General features: G+C 57.8%; 13 protein-coding genes. 4 read left to right on the forward strand and 9 right to left on the reverse strand.

Translation table 11 applies throughout. The features are described 5' to 3' along the window. Positions 1–264 precede the first annotated feature (264 nt). From VNL17_02425 to VNL17_02445, 5 genes are all read right to left on the reverse strand, one after another. Entirely contained in the window at positions 265–1290 is a 1026-nt protein-coding gene (locus tag VNL17_02425; GenBank protein ID HXI82929.1) for an acetyl-CoA carboxylase carboxyltransferase subunit alpha, read from the reverse strand. 18 nt (positions 1291–1308) lie between these two features. Further along, the gene (locus tag VNL17_02430) at positions 1309–2172 is read right to left on the reverse strand and encodes a L,D-transpeptidase family protein (protein ID HXI82930.1); all 864 of its coding nucleotides are present in this window, start codon (positions 2170–2172) and stop codon (positions 1309–1311) included. Then, positions 2169–2972: a serine/threonine-protein kinase gene (locus tag VNL17_02435; GenBank protein ID HXI82931.1), complete on the reverse strand. Its 804-nt coding sequence runs from the start codon at positions 2970–2972 to the stop codon at positions 2169–2171. The genes VNL17_02430 and VNL17_02435 overlap by 4 nt, the downstream gene beginning before the upstream one ends. A 64-nt stretch (positions 2973–3036) precedes the next feature. Beyond that, positions 3037–4434: a glucuronate isomerase gene (uxaC, locus tag VNL17_02440; protein ID HXI82932.1), complete on the reverse strand. Its 1398-nt coding sequence runs from the start codon at positions 4432–4434 to the stop codon at positions 3037–3039. 4 nt (positions 4435–4438) lie between these two features. Further along, complete coding sequence (locus tag VNL17_02445) at positions 4439–5617, reverse strand: tagaturonate epimerase family protein (GenBank protein HXI82933.1); 1179 nt, start codon at positions 5615–5617, stop codon at positions 4439–4441. Positions 5618–5729: 112 nt separating this feature from the next. Between VNL17_02445 and VNL17_02450 the strand changes: the two genes are divergently transcribed. Next, entirely contained in the window at positions 5730–6584 is an 855-nt protein-coding gene (locus VNL17_02450) for an AraC family transcriptional regulator (GenBank protein ID HXI82934.1), read from the forward strand. Positions 6585–6725: 141 nt separating this feature from the next. Beyond that, the gene (locus VNL17_02455; GenBank protein HXI82935.1) at positions 6726–8330 is read left to right on the forward strand and encodes an MFS transporter; all 1605 of its coding nucleotides are present in this window, start codon (positions 6726–6728) and stop codon (positions 8328–8330) included. 6 nt (positions 8331–8336) lie between these two features. Here the strand turns inward: VNL17_02455 and VNL17_02460 are convergent, their stop codons facing one another. The 3 genes from VNL17_02460 to VNL17_02470 all read right to left on the reverse strand — a co-directional run bounded on the left by VNL17_02460 (position 8337) and on the right by VNL17_02470 (position 11150). Next, on the reverse strand, positions 8337–9104 hold the full coding sequence (locus tag VNL17_02460; protein HXI82936.1) for an SDR family oxidoreductase: 768 nt from the start codon (positions 9102–9104) through the stop codon (positions 8337–8339). Continuing rightward, positions 9101–9931, reverse strand: coding sequence for a 5-dehydro-4-deoxy-D-glucuronate isomerase (gene kduI, locus VNL17_02465; GenBank protein ID HXI82937.1), 831 nt, complete (start codon positions 9929–9931; stop codon positions 9101–9103). The genes VNL17_02460 and kduI overlap by 4 nt, the downstream gene beginning before the upstream one ends. A gap of 61 nt (positions 9932–9992) precedes the next feature. Then, positions 9993–11150, reverse strand: a complete 1158-nt coding sequence (locus tag VNL17_02470) for a glycoside hydrolase family 88 protein (protein ID HXI82938.1) — start codon at positions 11148–11150, stop codon at positions 9993–9995. A 45-nt stretch (positions 11151–11195) separates the two neighbouring features. Here VNL17_02470 and VNL17_02475 point away from each other — a divergent pair, with 45 nt between their 5' ends. Next, a complete protein-coding gene (locus tag VNL17_02475) occupies positions 11196–13184 on the forward strand; it encodes a tetratricopeptide repeat protein (GenBank protein ID HXI82939.1) in 1989 nt (662 codons plus the stop codon). Beyond that, positions 13185–14867, forward strand: a complete 1683-nt coding sequence (locus tag VNL17_02480; protein HXI82940.1) for a tetratricopeptide repeat protein — start codon at positions 13185–13187, stop codon at positions 14865–14867. It begins immediately after the preceding gene. A gap of 98 nt (positions 14868–14965) precedes the next feature. On the opposite strand, the gene VNL17_02485 is transcribed toward VNL17_02480, so the two are convergent. Continuing rightward, positions 14966–15925, reverse strand: coding sequence for a PEP-CTERM sorting domain-containing protein (locus tag VNL17_02485; protein ID HXI82941.1), 960 nt, complete (start codon positions 15923–15925; stop codon positions 14966–14968). Positions 15926–16055: the final 130 nt, after the last annotated feature.

Genomic DNA, 16055 nt, shown 5'->3' on the forward strand with positions numbered 1-16055 from the left:
AGGCCGTACTTGGTATTTACGATACCGCCACTGGCTGTGGGCCAGGCCTGTTGATCGCCGACGTACGGGCGGACAACCGCTGTCGCGCAACCGAGAGATAATGCCAATCCTACCGCGCAGAGCCATTGTTTCATTTTTACCTGCCGTTTGGTGAACGCTAGTTGTTGAGACCCTACCCACCACCCAGACTGGCATTGCTTTATCACAGGCCGAACCGATTTGGAAAGCAGAAAAAATCTGGCCCCCAAGGGAGCGCGGACCACTTCACATCGCGCTCGGTGACGGGGAAACCGCTGCCGCCGGTTTCCGTGTGCGCCCGCGCTTCTTTGGTTCCGCGCGCATGAAGACCCCCATTTTGCGGTATTTCTTGTATCTGGCCTCCAGCAACTCCGACGTTTTCATATCCCAGAGCTTATCAAGGTTTTTGAGGATCGCCTTCTTAAGTGTCGCCGCAGTTTCGTCATAATCCCTGTGTGCGCCGCCGAGCGGTTCGGGAATAACCTCGTCCACGACGTCGAGTTCGAGCAAATCCTTTGCGGTAATCTTGAGAGCGGCTGCTGCCTGCGCGGCGTTGGCGCGGTCCTTCCAGAGAATCGCAGCGCAGCCCTCCGGCGAGATCACGGAATAGTAGGCGTTTTCGAGAATGAGCACGCGGTCGCACACACCGATGCCGAGCGCACCACCCGAACCACCTTCACCAATGACCACGGCGATCGACGGCGTCTTGAGCACCATCATTTCCCGCAAGTTGACGGCAATTGCCTCCGCGATATGGCGCTCCTCGGCGCCAACACCGGGGTAGGCGCCCGGTGTGTCGATGAAGCAGACCACGGGGACCTCAAATTTTTCGGCGAGCTGCATCAGGCGCAGCGCCTTGCGGTAGCCCTCGGGATGGGGGCTGCCAAAATTGCGCATCAAGTTCTCCTTGGTGTCACGGCCCTTCTGTTGTCCGATGGCCATCACGCGGCGATCGCCGATCGTTGCGAGGCATCCGATGATCGCATGATCGTCGGCAAAGCGACGGTCCCCGTGCAATTCGATAAACTCCGTGGCGATGCGCTGCAAATAATCCAACATATACGGTCGTTTCGGATGGCGGGCGAGCTGGACGCGTTGCCAGGGCGTGAGGCTGGTAAAGATCTCCTTCTTCGTGACCTCCAGCTTCTCCTCAATGGACTGAATCTGGGTGGAGAGATCGATTTTTTGTTCGTTCGCCTGTTTGCGAAGGGCTTCGAGCGTTTGCTCCAGCTCGGTGATCGGCTTTTCGAATTCCAGCGTGTAAATTTTCATGAGTAGCCTCGTTTAAGATCAGTCGTGAATGCCGACGGGGCTTCCGACCGGCAAGATCGTATACAATTCGGCGACGTCATCGTTCAGCAGGCGAATGCAGCCTGCGGTGGCTTGTTTGCCTATGGAATTGGTGTCCCACGTACCATGGATGCCGTACCCGGGGACGTTCAACCCAAGCCAGTGAGTCCCGAGGATGTTCTCGGGGTCTCCAAAAGGAATGGTTTTTCCGTCAGCGCGCCACCAGGGCGGGTTGGCCAGGCGGGTAGTGATCTTGAAGTCACCCACCGGCGTCTTGCTGTACTCGCCGGTGCCAACATGGTAACGCTTGAAGAACCTGCCATTGTCGGTCAGTCGCAATTCATTCGTCGCTTTGCTAACGGTGACCGCAAAATGGCCCTGATAAATACGCAGTCGGTCGCCAATCCGGATCACGTCACGCGTCAGGTTGTTGGACTTTTTGATCAAGTCGATCGTGGTACCGAACTTCTGCGCCAGCTTGCCGAGAGAATCGCCCGCCGCGATTGTGTAGTCGACCTTCTCGGGTGCGGACGCGGCCGTAAAGAGGATTTTCATATCGATCGCGCCAAGCAAATCCAGCACTTTGTCCGAAGCATCGCCGCCGTCGCCCAAGGGTTGTAACAGCGCACGGGCTTCGGCCAGTTTACCGTCATTCTCCAGAGTGAGCGCCTGCTGGTATTGCTCGGCATTGGATTCCGCGGGCGCGGGTGGCCGGCCGCTCACGGAAATGGTCGGCGCTACGGTCGTGGAGTTCGTAGCGCGGCTTTCGGGCGTGGTTGCGGATGAGGGAGTTGACGAACTCGGAAGTCGGTCACAACCCGCCAGCCAGAACGTCAGCACGACCAGACTGAGCCAAGATTTCATGTCTGCAAGTCGCGAACCACCAAACTCATGGCAGGGTAGCGACGATCCGGCTCCTTTTCAAGACATTTGAGGATCACGCGTTCGATGGCGTGAGGGATGTCGGGAACCAACGTGCGCGGCGGGCGCAAGTGCGCGTTGAAGTCGACATACTTCTTCAGGATCTCATCACGCGTGTTACCGGCGATCGGTTTCTTGCCCGTGAGCATTTCGTAGGCGGTGACACCGAACGAGAAAATATCCGCGCGCTCGTCGACAGGCTCGCGCGCCAGTTGCTCCGGCGCGAGATACAACGGAGTGCCGGAAAGGATGGAAGCCTTCTTGGGTTTCGAGGGGCGGGGGATTGCCAGATCGAAGTCGACGAGTTTCGCGTCGTACGTTTTCGTGACGAGAATGTTCTCGGGTTTGAAATCGAGGTGGAGAAAGCCACGTTCGTGAACATGCGCGAGCCCAGCCGCCATGCTGGTGAGCACCTTGAGCTGATTGGCGCGGAGATTGGCATCGTTGCGCAGGATCGCTTCCTTCAGATTCGGGCCGTCGACCCATTCGAGGATCGCATACCAGAGGCCGCGAAAACGTCCATGGCCGTAGTAATGCACGATGTTCGGGTGATCGAGCTGTTGCATGACCTTGCAGCCCCATTTGAACTGGCGCTTGCGGCTCCACGTGAACCGAAACTCGGGCAACAGAACCCGCAACACCAGGCGCTGGTTGAGGTTGTCCGTGACCAGATAAATGTCGGCCATACCACCGCGGTTGATCTTTTCAAGGACGGTGTAGTTGGCGAAAGTCGTGCCAATCATTGTGTGGGCACAACCGTAACGAACCGCGTGGTGGTTTGCAAACGCAATCCCCGGACGCGCCAGGCTAGACTTTCCCGGGGGTCAACGGGAAGTAATTCCTAGCGTTGTAATAGCAGATGTCGCGCACCAGGCCGCCAAGCAGTTTGATGTCGCGGGGGAGTTCGCCGTTCATCACGTCGCGGCCGACGAGATTGCACAGGACGCGGCGGAAATACTCATGCCGGCTGTAACTGAGGAAACTGCGTGAGTCGGTGATCATGCCGACAAAACGGTTGAGCAGACCGAGATTGGACAGGGCGTTGAGCTGCCACTCAATGCCTTCCTTCTGGTCGAGGAACCACCAACTGCTGCCGAATTGGAGTTTGCCGGGCACACTGCCGTCCTGGAAATTGCCAAGCATCGTGGCGAACGCGTAATTGTCGGTGGGGTTCAGGTTGTAGAGGATCGTTTTTGGCAGCCGGTTACTTTGATCGAGTTTGTCGAGATAGCGGGCCAGTGGCGCAGCCTGGAGCCAGTCACCAATCGAGTCAAAGCCGGTGTCAGCACCCAGCGTGCGCATCATGCGCGTGTTACTGTTGCGCAGCGCTCCAAGGTGGAGTTGCATGACCCAGCCGCGCGCATGGTACTGCTCCCCCAGCCAGAGCATCACAACGCTACGGAATTGATCGGCTTCGGAAGGGGACACTGTTTTGCCCGCGCGGGCTTTGGCGAAGATTTCCGCGGCTGCGGCCTCGGTGCAATCATCCGCGTAGGCATGGTTTAACCCATGATCGGACAAACGGCAGCCGTTCTCATGGAAGAAATCGAGCCGTTTTTGCAAGGCCGCGAAAAAGCCGGACAGGTCGCTGCAATCGCCGAGCTTGTCCATCCAGGCGTTCCAGGACGCGGGCTGATCGACCGCCAGTGCCTTGTCGGGGCGAAACGCTGGATACACGTTGGCGGTCAGATGGCCGGACTTCCGAATCTGGCGGTGTTGTTCCAGTGAATCAGTTGGATCGTCCGTCGTGCAGACCACGGCGACGCGGTTTGACTCGAGAATCCTGTGAACCGGGAGGGAAGCGAGCTTTGCGTTTGCTTCATCCCAGATTTCCTTGGCGGTCGTTTCGTTGAGCAATGTGTGGATGCCGAAAAACCGTTTCAGTTCAAGATGCGTCCAGTGGTAAAGCGGGTTGCGCAGTGTGTGGGGAACGGTGCGGGCATAGGCGAGGAATTTCTCCCAATCGCTCGCGTCGCCCGTGCAGTATTTCTCCGGGACGCCATTGGAACGCATGGCGCGCCACTTGTAGTGGTCGCCCGCCAGCCAGATTTCATAAAGGTTCTGGAACGTCTTGTTTTCCGCGAGCTGGTCGGGCGGCAAATGGCAGTGATAATCGAAGATCGGCTCGTGTTGTGCATGCTCATGATACAACTCGCGGGCCACTTCGTTTTGAAGGAGAAAATCCTCGGTGATGAACGGGGACATGGTCTCAGCCCTTGGTCAGCAGCGCGAGGTGTTTCGTGAGGTGACGATCGAGCAACTCCTCATGTAGGGCCGCGTGACGCTGCAGCTCTTCGATAATCCGTGGTTTCAAATTCGGGTCGGTCAGAACGGAACCGAAGGTAACATGTAGCAATTGCCTGCCTGGTACCTCATCCAGGAACACGGCTTCCTCTTTCGGTCCGCTGAATTTCGGCAGTGCCGTGACTTGTGCGTCGGACGTCGAGATATGATAGCTGCGACGGTCGGTCGCGAAACGGCTGCGGCAAAACTCGACAATTTCGGCAAACAATTGTGGCACGGTTCGGGCCACGACGCGCAGGGCTTCGAGATAGCTTGTGCCGGCTGTTTTTACGTGGAGCAACTCGCCGCACACGCGCCCGACGATGGGGTAGGCCGCGAACTTGTCCGAGCCACTGTGAACGCTGATTTTGTAAGGGCCGCAATGCTTCGCGATGGCGACGTGATCGCGCAGGGAAGCCTCGAATTTCTTCAGATCGCCCTTGTAGTCGATGCCCTTTTCAAAATCTCCGATGAACCGCGGTGCAACGCTGACAACATTGGGGACTTTGTGCCTTCGAAGTTCCAGTCCGATAAAGAGATGTTCCAGCGCGCTGGTCGGTTCATCCGTTTCATCCACGCTTACCTCGATCTCAAACGGGCGCGAATCCATGACTTTGGCGATGTGACGGCCCATGACGCCGACGTGTTCCAGTGAGCCGCCGTATTTGACAGCGGCACCCTGCAATGTACGGCGGTCGAATTGCAGCATCCCCAAGGCAGGGACCTCGAACTTGCGACCCAGATATAAGCTCTCCAACTCGGAAGTCAGCGCACCTTTGCCGACATGGGCAGAAGGGTCGATCGTGAAGAAACAGAAGCCCGCAGCTGCGGTGCGATCGACGTGCTCCGGCAATTTCAGATGGTCGGCGTCCGCGCCCCACGCGCTATTGCTGCCGAGCTCGTGAAGCGCTTCGGTTGCTGCCTTAATCACATCCTCCGGCTTCCGCCGGGTGCGTTCCATCTCACGGATGGATTGCTGCGCAAAAATCGGGGCGAAATCAAATTTACGGGCGGCTGCGAAATGCCCGGGCGTTGCCAATCCTAACCGATCACCGAAACCGAATGACTTCTTAAGACCCAGTGGAACAGGTAATGCTGTGTTCATCGTAAATGGCAGTCAATTAAAGAGTACCGACAATGGTTGATATCTTACAACGCGGTGCTTTCCTCGCCAACAGGTTTCTGGTAGTATTTTGGAGCATTTTTGTGGAGACTAGATGGCTGAATCCATGAGCACGCTGCCGAATGCGTTACATTTGCCCCCGCCGGGCCGCCCGCGCTGGGTGTGCGCGGAAAGTGCGCAGTTGGACCTACTCTACCTGGCTTGGGGGCATCGTGTTTACGGGCGCAACCCAATCCCCATGTCACGGCATCCGGGCTGGCATTACGTGCTCGTCAGCCGGGGCAGCCCAACCCTGATACTGGAGCAGGAAGAAAGGGTCTTGAATCCGGGTGACTTCCTGGTGATTGATCCCGATTGTGCCAGCGGTTGGACGGATCGACCTGATGCGGTGTGTGACCTGCTCGTCTGGATCTGGCGTAGCGGTCCCCGATGTACGGAGTGCGTCGCGGCGCCAGGCACCTATCAACAGTGGACAATCGACCCGCGATTGCAGCACAAGCTGGAGCAACTCCACACGTTGTGTCGTCAGGAGGTGGAGCGGCCCGACGAACTGACGAAGCTGGCGATCGAACAGTTGCACATCGCGATTGATGTCACCGTTGCCCGGCTCATCCGTCCCAAGACGCAGCCCCCTGAACCATCCGTCCGGATGGAGCTGGCCGTTCGCTGGATGGCCCAGAACCTGGCGGAGCGGAACCCGGTCCGGGCTCTCTGTGAGTATCTGCAGATTTCCCCCGCCACGCTCGCCCGGATGTTTCAAACTCATCATGGGGAATCGCCCGCGACGTATCATCAACGAATGAAGATGGCTCGGGCGCAAGAGCTGTTGGAGTCGAACCGCTTCTCGGTGAAGGAAATCGCCTACGCGCTGGGCTACAAGCACCCGAACGATTTCAGCCGGGCGTTCAAGCATTTTGTTGGCAAGAGCCCGAAGTCCGTCCAGTCATAGTTCGCGCGACCAAGCATCTTCGCTTGTTGACGGATTGTGCGCGGCGCTTGACGGAATCCACCTTGACCGTGCTGGCGGCAATCCCTATCCTGTCAATCGCGGCTCGGTCATACAGCGATCACCAACAAGCCTTAAAAGCCCATGATTGCCTCAGAAGCCCAAAGAACCGCCGGATCACGCAGTCAGAAGCCCGTGGGGCGTTATCGCTGGACCATCTGTGCGCTGTTGTTCGCTGCGACGACCATTAACTACATGGATCGCAGTGTCCTCGGTGTGCTGGGTCCGACGCTGCAATACAAGGTTTTCAACTGGTCGGACAATGACTACGCCAGCATCAATATTGCTTTCAAAATCGCTTATGCGATCGGTATGTTGGTCATGGGTGCGATCATCGACAAACTTGGCACCCGGATCGGGTACACGCTTTCGATTGCCATTTGGAGCATCTTCGGGATGTTGCACGCGGCGGTTCGCCCGGCCTTTGGTTTTGTCGGATTCTGCCTGGCCCGATTTGGTCTCGGCTTTGGTGAGTCGGGTAATTTCCCTGCGGCCATCAAGACTGTCGGTGAATGGTTTCCCAAGAAGGAACGCGCCTTCGCCACGGGTATTTTTAATGCCGGTTCCAATGTCGGTGCGATTCTTGCGCCGTTGGTGATTCCGTTGGTGGTACTGCCGGACGGCACCAACTGGCAATTTGCCTTTCTCACCACCGGTGTGTTCAGCGCGGTGTGGGTCGTGCTTTGGCTGAAGTTTTACAAACGCCCGGAAGTACATCCGGATTTGTCCAAAGAGGAACTGGCTTACATCAACAGCGATTCGGTCGCCGAAACTTCCACCGGCAAAGTGTCGTGGTTGAAGGTCATTCCTCTCCGGGAAACGTGGGCATTCGCCGCCGTCAAAATGACGGATGCCGTGTGGTGGTTTTACCTGTTTTGGGGAGGGAAGTTTCTTTATGACAGGTTCGGGTTGAGCCTGAGTGGTCTCGCCGGCCCGATGATTACCATTTACGTCATTGCGGATGGCGGAAGTGTCGCGGGCGGGTGGATGTCGTCCTTTTTCATCAAGAAGGGCTGGCCAGTGAACCGGGCACGTAAGACGACGCTCTTTATCTGCGCGCTGTTCATCCTGCCGGTGATGTTTGTGACGCAGATAGGCACACGGTTTGATATCAATGCGCGCTTTTTTGAGCGATTGCAGAACACCCCTTACACCGTGGAACAGATCACTGTTGTGGATGGTAAGACAAGGAAGGAGAAGACCACGGAAACTGTGCCGGTGACGGCCGTTGCGGCCTTGCACACGCTGGATGGGAAGAGCTTTAACTCGGCGAAGGAGTTCTTTGCTGCCGTGGCCGGCGTTCTCGGCAAGGAACAGTATAAGAGCATGGAGCCCGCGCTAATGAAGAGCGCCCGTTCGGATAATTTTTATTGGATTTCCGTTCTGCTGATCGCCCTTGCTGCGGCTGGTCACCAGGCGTGGTCGGCCAACGTGTTTACTCTTGTCTCGGATGTATTCCCAAAAAAGGCCACGGCATCCGTCACCGGTATTGGCGGCATGGTGGGGGCTGTGGCGGGCATCGTGGCGGATCGCAGCTTGGGCAAGGTGCTTACGTCGAGCGGTCCTTCCGGTTATTTCTTCGCCTTTTTGGTCGCCGGCTCGTGTTATCTCATCCTGCTGGGAGTGGCGCACGTGCTGATGCCGAAGATGACACCGCTCGACGAGAACCTGCGGCGCGTCGCAGCATGAGCCGCCCTAACGCCCCATCCAACCGCCGTCCACCGTGAGGATCGTCCCGTTGACATAGTCTGAGGCGCGGGACGCCAGAAAAACCACTGCACCCTGCAAGTCTTCGGGACGCCCCCAGCGCCCAACGGGAATCCGATCGAGGATCGCCTTTGATCGCACAGGGTCGGCCTGGAGGGCCGCAGTGTTGTCGGTTTCGATGTAACCCGGCGCAATCGCGTTGACGTTCACGCCCTTGCCAGCCCATTCGTTGGACAGTGCCATTGTCAATTGCGAGATCCCACCCTTGCTCGCGGCGTAGCCGGGGATGGTGATGCCACCCTGAAACGACAATAACGAGGCGGTGAAAATGATTTTCCCGCGTCCGCGCGCGAGCATTGGCTTGCCCAGTTCCCGGGCGAGGATGAATTGGGCGGAAAGATTCACTTCAATTACCTTGTCCCAATCTTCGTCGGAATGCTGGGCCGCCGGCGCGCGGCGAATCGTGCCGGCATTGTTGACCAGAATGTCAATCGGCGCATTCTCGACGATAACTCGGCGGACGAATTCGTAGAGCGACTCTCGATCGCCAAAGTCGCAACTGTACGCGGAGAATTTGCGTCCCAACGCGGTCACGCATTGCGCGACTTCTTCGCCGCTATCCTTGAGCGACGCACTCACGCCAATGATGTCGGCCCCGGCAGCAGCTAGCGCTTCTGCAAAGGCCAGACCGATGCCACGACGGCAGCCGGTCACCAGCGCGGTCTGCCCGTCGAGTCGGAAGGGGTCCGGGATCATCGCAAATCCTTCACGGCGATCTGGTCCATGTCGGTGAACTCCTGGTTCTCCCCGCCCATGGCCCACACAAAGCCGTAGTTTCGCGTTCCCGCGCCGCAGTGGATGGACCACGGCGGCGATAGCACGGCCTCGCCATTGTGCACCACCAGGTGACGCGTTTCCTGTGCGGTGCCCATGCAATGAAATACGGCGGCGTCCGGGGCGACGTCAATGTACAAGTAAACTTCCGACCGCCGGGCGTGTGTATGCGGCGGCATCGTGTTCCAGATGCTGCCTTCCTTGAGAATCGTGAAACCCATCACCAACTGACAACTCGTGATTCCCTTGGTGTGAATGTATTTGAGGATCGTCCGTTGGTTGGCATCCCGTTGTGAGCCAAGTTCCACGGGTTCCGCGTCGGCTTCGGTTGCCAGCCGCGTCGGGTGAGACGTGTGCGCCGGGTAACTGATGAGGTAAAACCAGGCCGAGTCCTTCGGATCCGCGCTGCTGAAATCAATCTTCTGGCTTCCGCGTCCGATATACAGGCAGGAACGCTTCGGCAGCGCGAATTCTTTGCCATCGACGGTGATTGTGCCCTTGCCGCCGAGGTTGAGCACGCCAATCTCGCGCCGCTCGGTAAAGTAGGTCGCCGCCAATTCCTTGGAGGCTTCAAGCGCGAGCTTTTGCGTCGTAGGGACAATCCCGCCGACAATCGCCCGGTCCACGTCGGTGTAGACCAGTTGCACCGTTCCCGGTTGAAACAGATTCTCAACGAGGTAGTTGGCGCGCAGTTCGGCGGTCGTCATCCGCATCATCCGCGTCGCATCGGCAACAGTTCTGGTTTGCATGGCAGTCCTTTTTTAAGACTCACGAGGCTATCAGGTTCGTGTTCCCATCGCAATACGAGGCTCAGGGGACCGGCGTTGGTGTGGCGATGTTCAGGGGCGGTTCGGGGCCGGGTGGCCAGGCGAAATGGTAAACCTCGCTGCCGGCCAGCAAGAACGCACCGACGCCATACACTTCGGTATTGGTTGCGCTTAATGACGCCGCGTTGGCTCCGATTGGTTGTACAAATCCAAGTCGACCGCTGGCATCGACGCAGCGCACGAGCCCTTGCCAGGCTTTGCGGATTGCCGGTTCGTAGTCCGCTCGAGTCAACAGTTTTTGGTTCACTCCCCAGGCCAGCGCGTACAGAATGAAGCCGCTCCCGCTGCTCTCCGGTGCGGGAAAACTGCCTGGGTCCAGGAGGCTTGCGCGCCAGAGGCCGTCTTCACCTTGGAGATCCACGAGGCGCGCCGCCATTTCCCTGAGCTGGGCAACATATCGCTGGCGGCCGGAATAATCGGCGGGCATGTATTGCAGCACGCGCACCAGCCCGCCCATCACCCAGCCATTTCCCCGCGACCAGAAGATCTTTTTGCCATTGGCTTCGCGTTTCGTCAGGAAACGATCGTCGCGGTAATAGAGATGTTCCTGGTTGTCGTAGAGATGGTCGGAGGTCCGCCACCAGCGATCATTCATAAAATCCATGTATTTCCTGTCTCCGGTGGCTGCGGAAAGCCGCGCCCACATGGGTGGTGACATGAACAGCGCGTCGCACCAAACCCACTTTTCCTGTGCGTGGGGCTTGGTAAAATCCAAATCGTTTTCATCCGGGGGCGGTGCTGCCATGATTTGGTCACAACGTTGTTTGGCCGGCTCGAGCATCTGGAAATCGTGATGTTGCAGGAAGAGTTCGAGATACGTCTGCAACACACAGTGATTGTCCGCGTGGTAGACAAGATTGGTAGAGGGCCTCCAATCGTTTTTCCGTCCCATCTCCATCATTGCGTCGTGATACCGGGAATCGTTGGTGGAGACCGACGCCAGCGCCATCATGCCGGCGTAGTATGCGCCCTGTGTCCAGTCCGTCGCGCGATGCGCACTTGGGTTGGCCAGTTGCCAGTCGGCAACCCGTTTCATGGTTGTCAGCACCGCTTTCTGGGTGATCTCACTCGGGATCGTCACAGTGGGCGAAGCCCTGTTCGTGGAGACGGATTCACTGCCCTGGGTTTCGACAACCGGCATCGATGCAGCGGCGAGGATGGCTGTTATCAAGCAGCGGGACGCAAAATGCATCCGGCCAGTTTCCCATTTTCGGGCACAGGGCGCAAGTATCGGATGGTCACAGCTGGTAAGTTGCGCTACGCTTCCGGGCCGATGAAGGTGACCCGCGCCGCGCTTTTGGGAGTGGCCTTGGCAATATTTGCGAGCGCGCTCTGGCTGCATTGGCCGTCCGTGAACGGCGGGTTCCTGACGCGGATGGACGATGACGAATACCTGCGACAGTCTGTGCGTTGGCAGGGGTTGAGCTGGGGCGCGGTCCGCTGGGCGTTTACGAGCACGGAGCCGTATTATCAACCACTGCCGCGCCTCTCGCATGTCCTCGACTATCAGCTCTGGGGAACGAACGCGCAGGGACACCACGCAACCAGCGTCGTGAACCATGCGCTCAATGCCGCGATCGTGTTCGGTTTTCTCAGGACAATACTCGGCGTCGTGGCGGGCTCGCTGACGATGCGCGAGCGGTTGGCGCTGGCAATCGGTGTGGCAGTGGTGTTCGCGATTCATCCGCTGCAGGTTGAATCGGTTGCGTGGATGTCAGGGCGGACGCAGCTATTGTGCACGACATTCGGGATCGGCAGTCTCTGGGCATACGTCGCCGGTACGCGACGTTGGTTGGTCTGGGCGATGTTCATTGCGGCGTTACTCTGCAAACCGCTGGCCGTGTCGTTACCTTTCGCGATGCTGGCGCTAGATTACCTTTTGGCGCGACGGGACGGGGAACCGAAATGGGGACGGTTGTTGCGACGGAACGCGGGCCTGATCGCGGTAGGCGTGGCGGCAGCGGTGACGACGATCATCACAGAATCTCGTACCGGCGGCCTGCTCGTGCCCCTGGAGACGATCCGGCCGTCGCAACGCATGCTCCTGATGGCACAGAGCCTGGTGTTCTACCCATGCAAACTGGCCTGGCCGACACAGCTGTCGCCTTACTATCCGCGGCCAGTGAACATTTCAATGTTCCAACCATTCGCCTTCGCGTCGGTGCTGGGTGTGACGGTCATCACGGCGTTGTGCATTTGGCGCGGACGCCGCGCACCGGCGCTGATGGCAGGGTGGGGGACGTATGTGCTGTTCGTACTGCCGGTGTCGGGGTTGACGCCGACGGGTGGACAGGCCGTGGCGGACCGGTACGCTTACCTGGCCATGCTGCCCTTGCTCGTCTTGGCGGGCGGTGCGGTGGTGTGGTTGTGGAGGCGCAGTCCGATGATTGGGCGATGCGGGCTGGTTTGTTTGTTGGTGGGTGAACTATTTTTCTTTGGAATGCGCACGCGGGCGCAGACACTGGTCTGGCGCAATGACGAGACGCTGTGGCGCGGTGTGCTGGCGCAGTTCCCGAATTCCGATTTGGCCAATGAGATGCTGGCGCAGGCGTTGTTGAATGAGAATCGGATTCCCGAAGCGCTCGTACATGCGCAACACGCCGTAGAAGTTGCACCGTCCGCCGAAACGCACAGGAACCTGGGGATCGCGCTGACGCAAGCCGGCGAGATTCAAGAGGCCACTGATGAATTCAATCTGGCGCTGCAGCTCAAGCCCGATATGGCCGACGCGCACTGTCGTCTGGGGGTCTTCTTACAGCGTGAAGGTAAGTACGAGGAGGCAATCAGACATTACGAACAGGCGTTGCAAACGGACCCCGATTACGCCGACGCCCATTACAATTTAGGAACCGCACTCGTACGACTGGATCGCATGACAGAGGCGATGGAGCAGTGGGAGGAAGCCTTACGCATCGATCCGGATTACGCCGAGGCGCACGCTAATCTCGGGGTTGCTCTGGAGCAAGCTGGCAAGCTGGAGGACGCGGTTGCGCATTACGAGCAGGCGCTGCGAGTCAGGCCCGACCTGGCCGCAGTGCATTACGATCTCGGAAATGTCCTGGCTCGGCTGGGCCGGATGCCGGCAGCGATCCAGCAGTATGGCGAGGCATTACGGCTCAACCCTGATTATACCGAGGCACGGAATGCGCTGGTACGACTACATACGGTGCAGTAGATGCTTGGGAAGCTTATGAAGAACGCGTGGAGATCCTACGGCTGGGGCTGTGCGCTAATTGTTTTGCTGACACTCATCACGTACATACCCGCGATGCGGGGGGGCTTTGTCTTTGACGACTACGCGCTGCTCGTCAACGACCCTTTGATCAAGGTCAGCGACGGGTTGCAACGGTTCTGGTTTACGACCGAAGCCACGGAATACTATCCACTGTCGTGGAGTTTATGGTGGGCCGAGTGGCGGTTATGGGGTGATCACGCGATCGGGTACCACGTCGCCAACGTCCTTTTGCACTCGGCCAATGCCATCCTGGTGTGGATTATCCTACGACATCTCAAAATTCCGGGAGCCTTGGTGGCGGGACTGGTTTTTGCTCTGCACCCGGTGAACGTCGCTACAGTTGCCTGGATCACCGAGCAGAAGAACACAATGTCGATGTTCTTCTACGCCGTGGCGATCCTTTCATATTTGCGTTTCGATGAGGAAGGTAGCTGGCGTTGGTTTAATCTATCGTTGGCGGCGTTTTTACTGGCCTTGCTAAGCAAGACGGCGATCGTCATGTTGCCCGTCGTCCTGCTGGGTTGTGTGTGGTGGATGCACGGTCGTTTGCGGGTGAAAGACTTTCTCTACAGTGTACCGTTCTTTGCCCTTTCGCTCATCATGGGATTGGTGAATGTGTGGTTTGAGTATCACCGTGCGACGGAAGGGCTCGGAGTCCACGCAACTGGTTTCGCAACTCGCCTGGCAACTGCTGGCTGGGTACCGTGGTTTTACCTATCCAAGGCGTTGCTGCCGATTGACCTAATGGTGGTATATCCCAAATGGCAGGTCAATACCTCCAATTGGATTTCCTACATGCCAGGAATCATTCTGATTGGTGGGCTCGTGATGTTTTGGTGGAAACGCCAAACGTGGGGACGGTCGTTATTATTCGGACTGGGATACTTTGTCGTGACGCTTTTCCCGGTGTTGGGTTTTTTTTATCAACCATTTTATCGGCACGCATTCGTCGCCGATCATTGGCAGTACTACTCCATTATCGGAGTTATCGCTTTCATGGTTGCCGCCGGGGAGAGGATCTGCCGTCGCTTGGGCGAGCATGGGTTGTATTGGGGGGGGGTGGGTTCCGTGGCGGTGCTGTTGGTGTTGGGTGCGGCCACTTGGCGACGTGGGCATGTCTATGCTGACGATGTAACACTCTGGCGGGACAACGTGGCAAGGAATCCGGCTCCTTGGCCATACAATAACCTGGGATGCGCCTTGCAGCGAACGGGCCGATTTAACGAGGCGATCCACCAGTTCGACCAGGCGTTGCGGCTCAATCCCGAGTACGCCGATGCCCATTGCAACCTGGGAAATGTTTTATCGCAGACGGGCAGAACCGAGGAGGCAATGGCGGAGTGGGAGCTGGCGTTACGGTTCAAGCCTGACTATGCGCAGGCGCACTACAATTTGGGCCTCGGTCTGGCCCGGCAAGGCAGGTTACCGGAGGCGATGGGGCATTGGGAGCAGGCCTTGCGGATCAAGCCCCATTATGCTGAGGCGCACTACAACCTCGGAGTCGCCCTGGAACAGACGGGCAGGGTGAGGGAAGCCGCTGGGCACTACGAGCAAGCGCTAAGGATTCGCCCCGATTACGAACAAGCTCGAAACCGGCTCACGCGATTGCAGACCGTCCAGTAACCACCGTCAGACACCCGTCCTTTGTTGAACAAATCAAAAGGGCGTCCCGTTTTTCAACGGGACGCCCTTCGAGGTATTCGTAGGTTTTACTCGCCGGTTTAGCTGCGACGGCGGCGTGCCAAGGTGAGCATCAAGCCAAGGCCGGCGCCGACCAACATCACCGTGGAAGGTTCGGGAACTGTAGTGAGATCTACCTTGAATAGGCTGGTATCGATCTGCGACGCGCCGGTTGCGCTGCCGGCTGGACGAATGTCGAACGTATCGTAGGACACACTTGTAATCGAAGGATCAACAAAGGTATCCGAGATGGATCCCGTGCCACCGATATTGTCACCCGACATCGAGCTGACAACCTGCAAACCACCGGCAGTCATCGTCAGATCGTAAACGAAGGTGTACTGGGTACCAACAGTATAACCGGTCGTGCCACTGGCAACGCCATTCGTAAGGGCCGTCCAGTTGCCGGATGTACCCAAGAACGCGCCGGAGCCAGCAAGCCCCCACTTCCTTAATTGGAAGGAATTGCCGTTGCCCATGGTTGAGGACATGTTCATGAACATGGCAAAACTATTCGTGTAATTGGCACTTTGAATACCACCGTCGGCAGTGTTTCGTGAGCCGTTTGGCGTCAGACCAAGAGCCAGCAAGAAACCCTGGCTTGTGTTGACTGTGATTGTGCCGTTCGGGGTGAACTGCCAAGTAAGCTTGAGTTCATCCCCAATATTGGCCAACGTGACCGGGGTCGTCGGCTGCGTGAAATACGTATACATCGAGAGGGAAGTTGTGGGTACGGCACCTCGCAGATCGCCAGGGCCGGCGACAGTCAAGCTCGCGCTGTTGGATGCAAACCAAGCGGACTCGAGGTTGCCATCGGAATCAGCATCGGTTGCTGATGTGCCGTTGTTCTCCGCGTACGTCGGCGACGCCGGATCCGTACGGGTACCATCCTGCCACGTATCATTGACCAGAGTAGTAGTAGTCGCATGACTGGACAGCGCCAAGGCGCACGTCGCCGTGACTATGAGTGTAACCGCTAGAAATGAATACCTTTTAGACATGATCCTCACCCTTTCCCGTGTTTGAACTCGCTATACCCTTTAACATCGCAAACGCTGTAATCACTTACAACGTTCTCCATCGGACTCTCGCCCAACTCGCTATTGGGCCGATAAACTACTTTACTAGAAT

The sequence above is a fragment of the Verrucomicrobiia bacterium genome (assembly GCA_035577545.1).
GTDB lineage: Bacteria > Verrucomicrobiota > Verrucomicrobiia > Palsa-1439 > Palsa-1439 > Palsa-1439.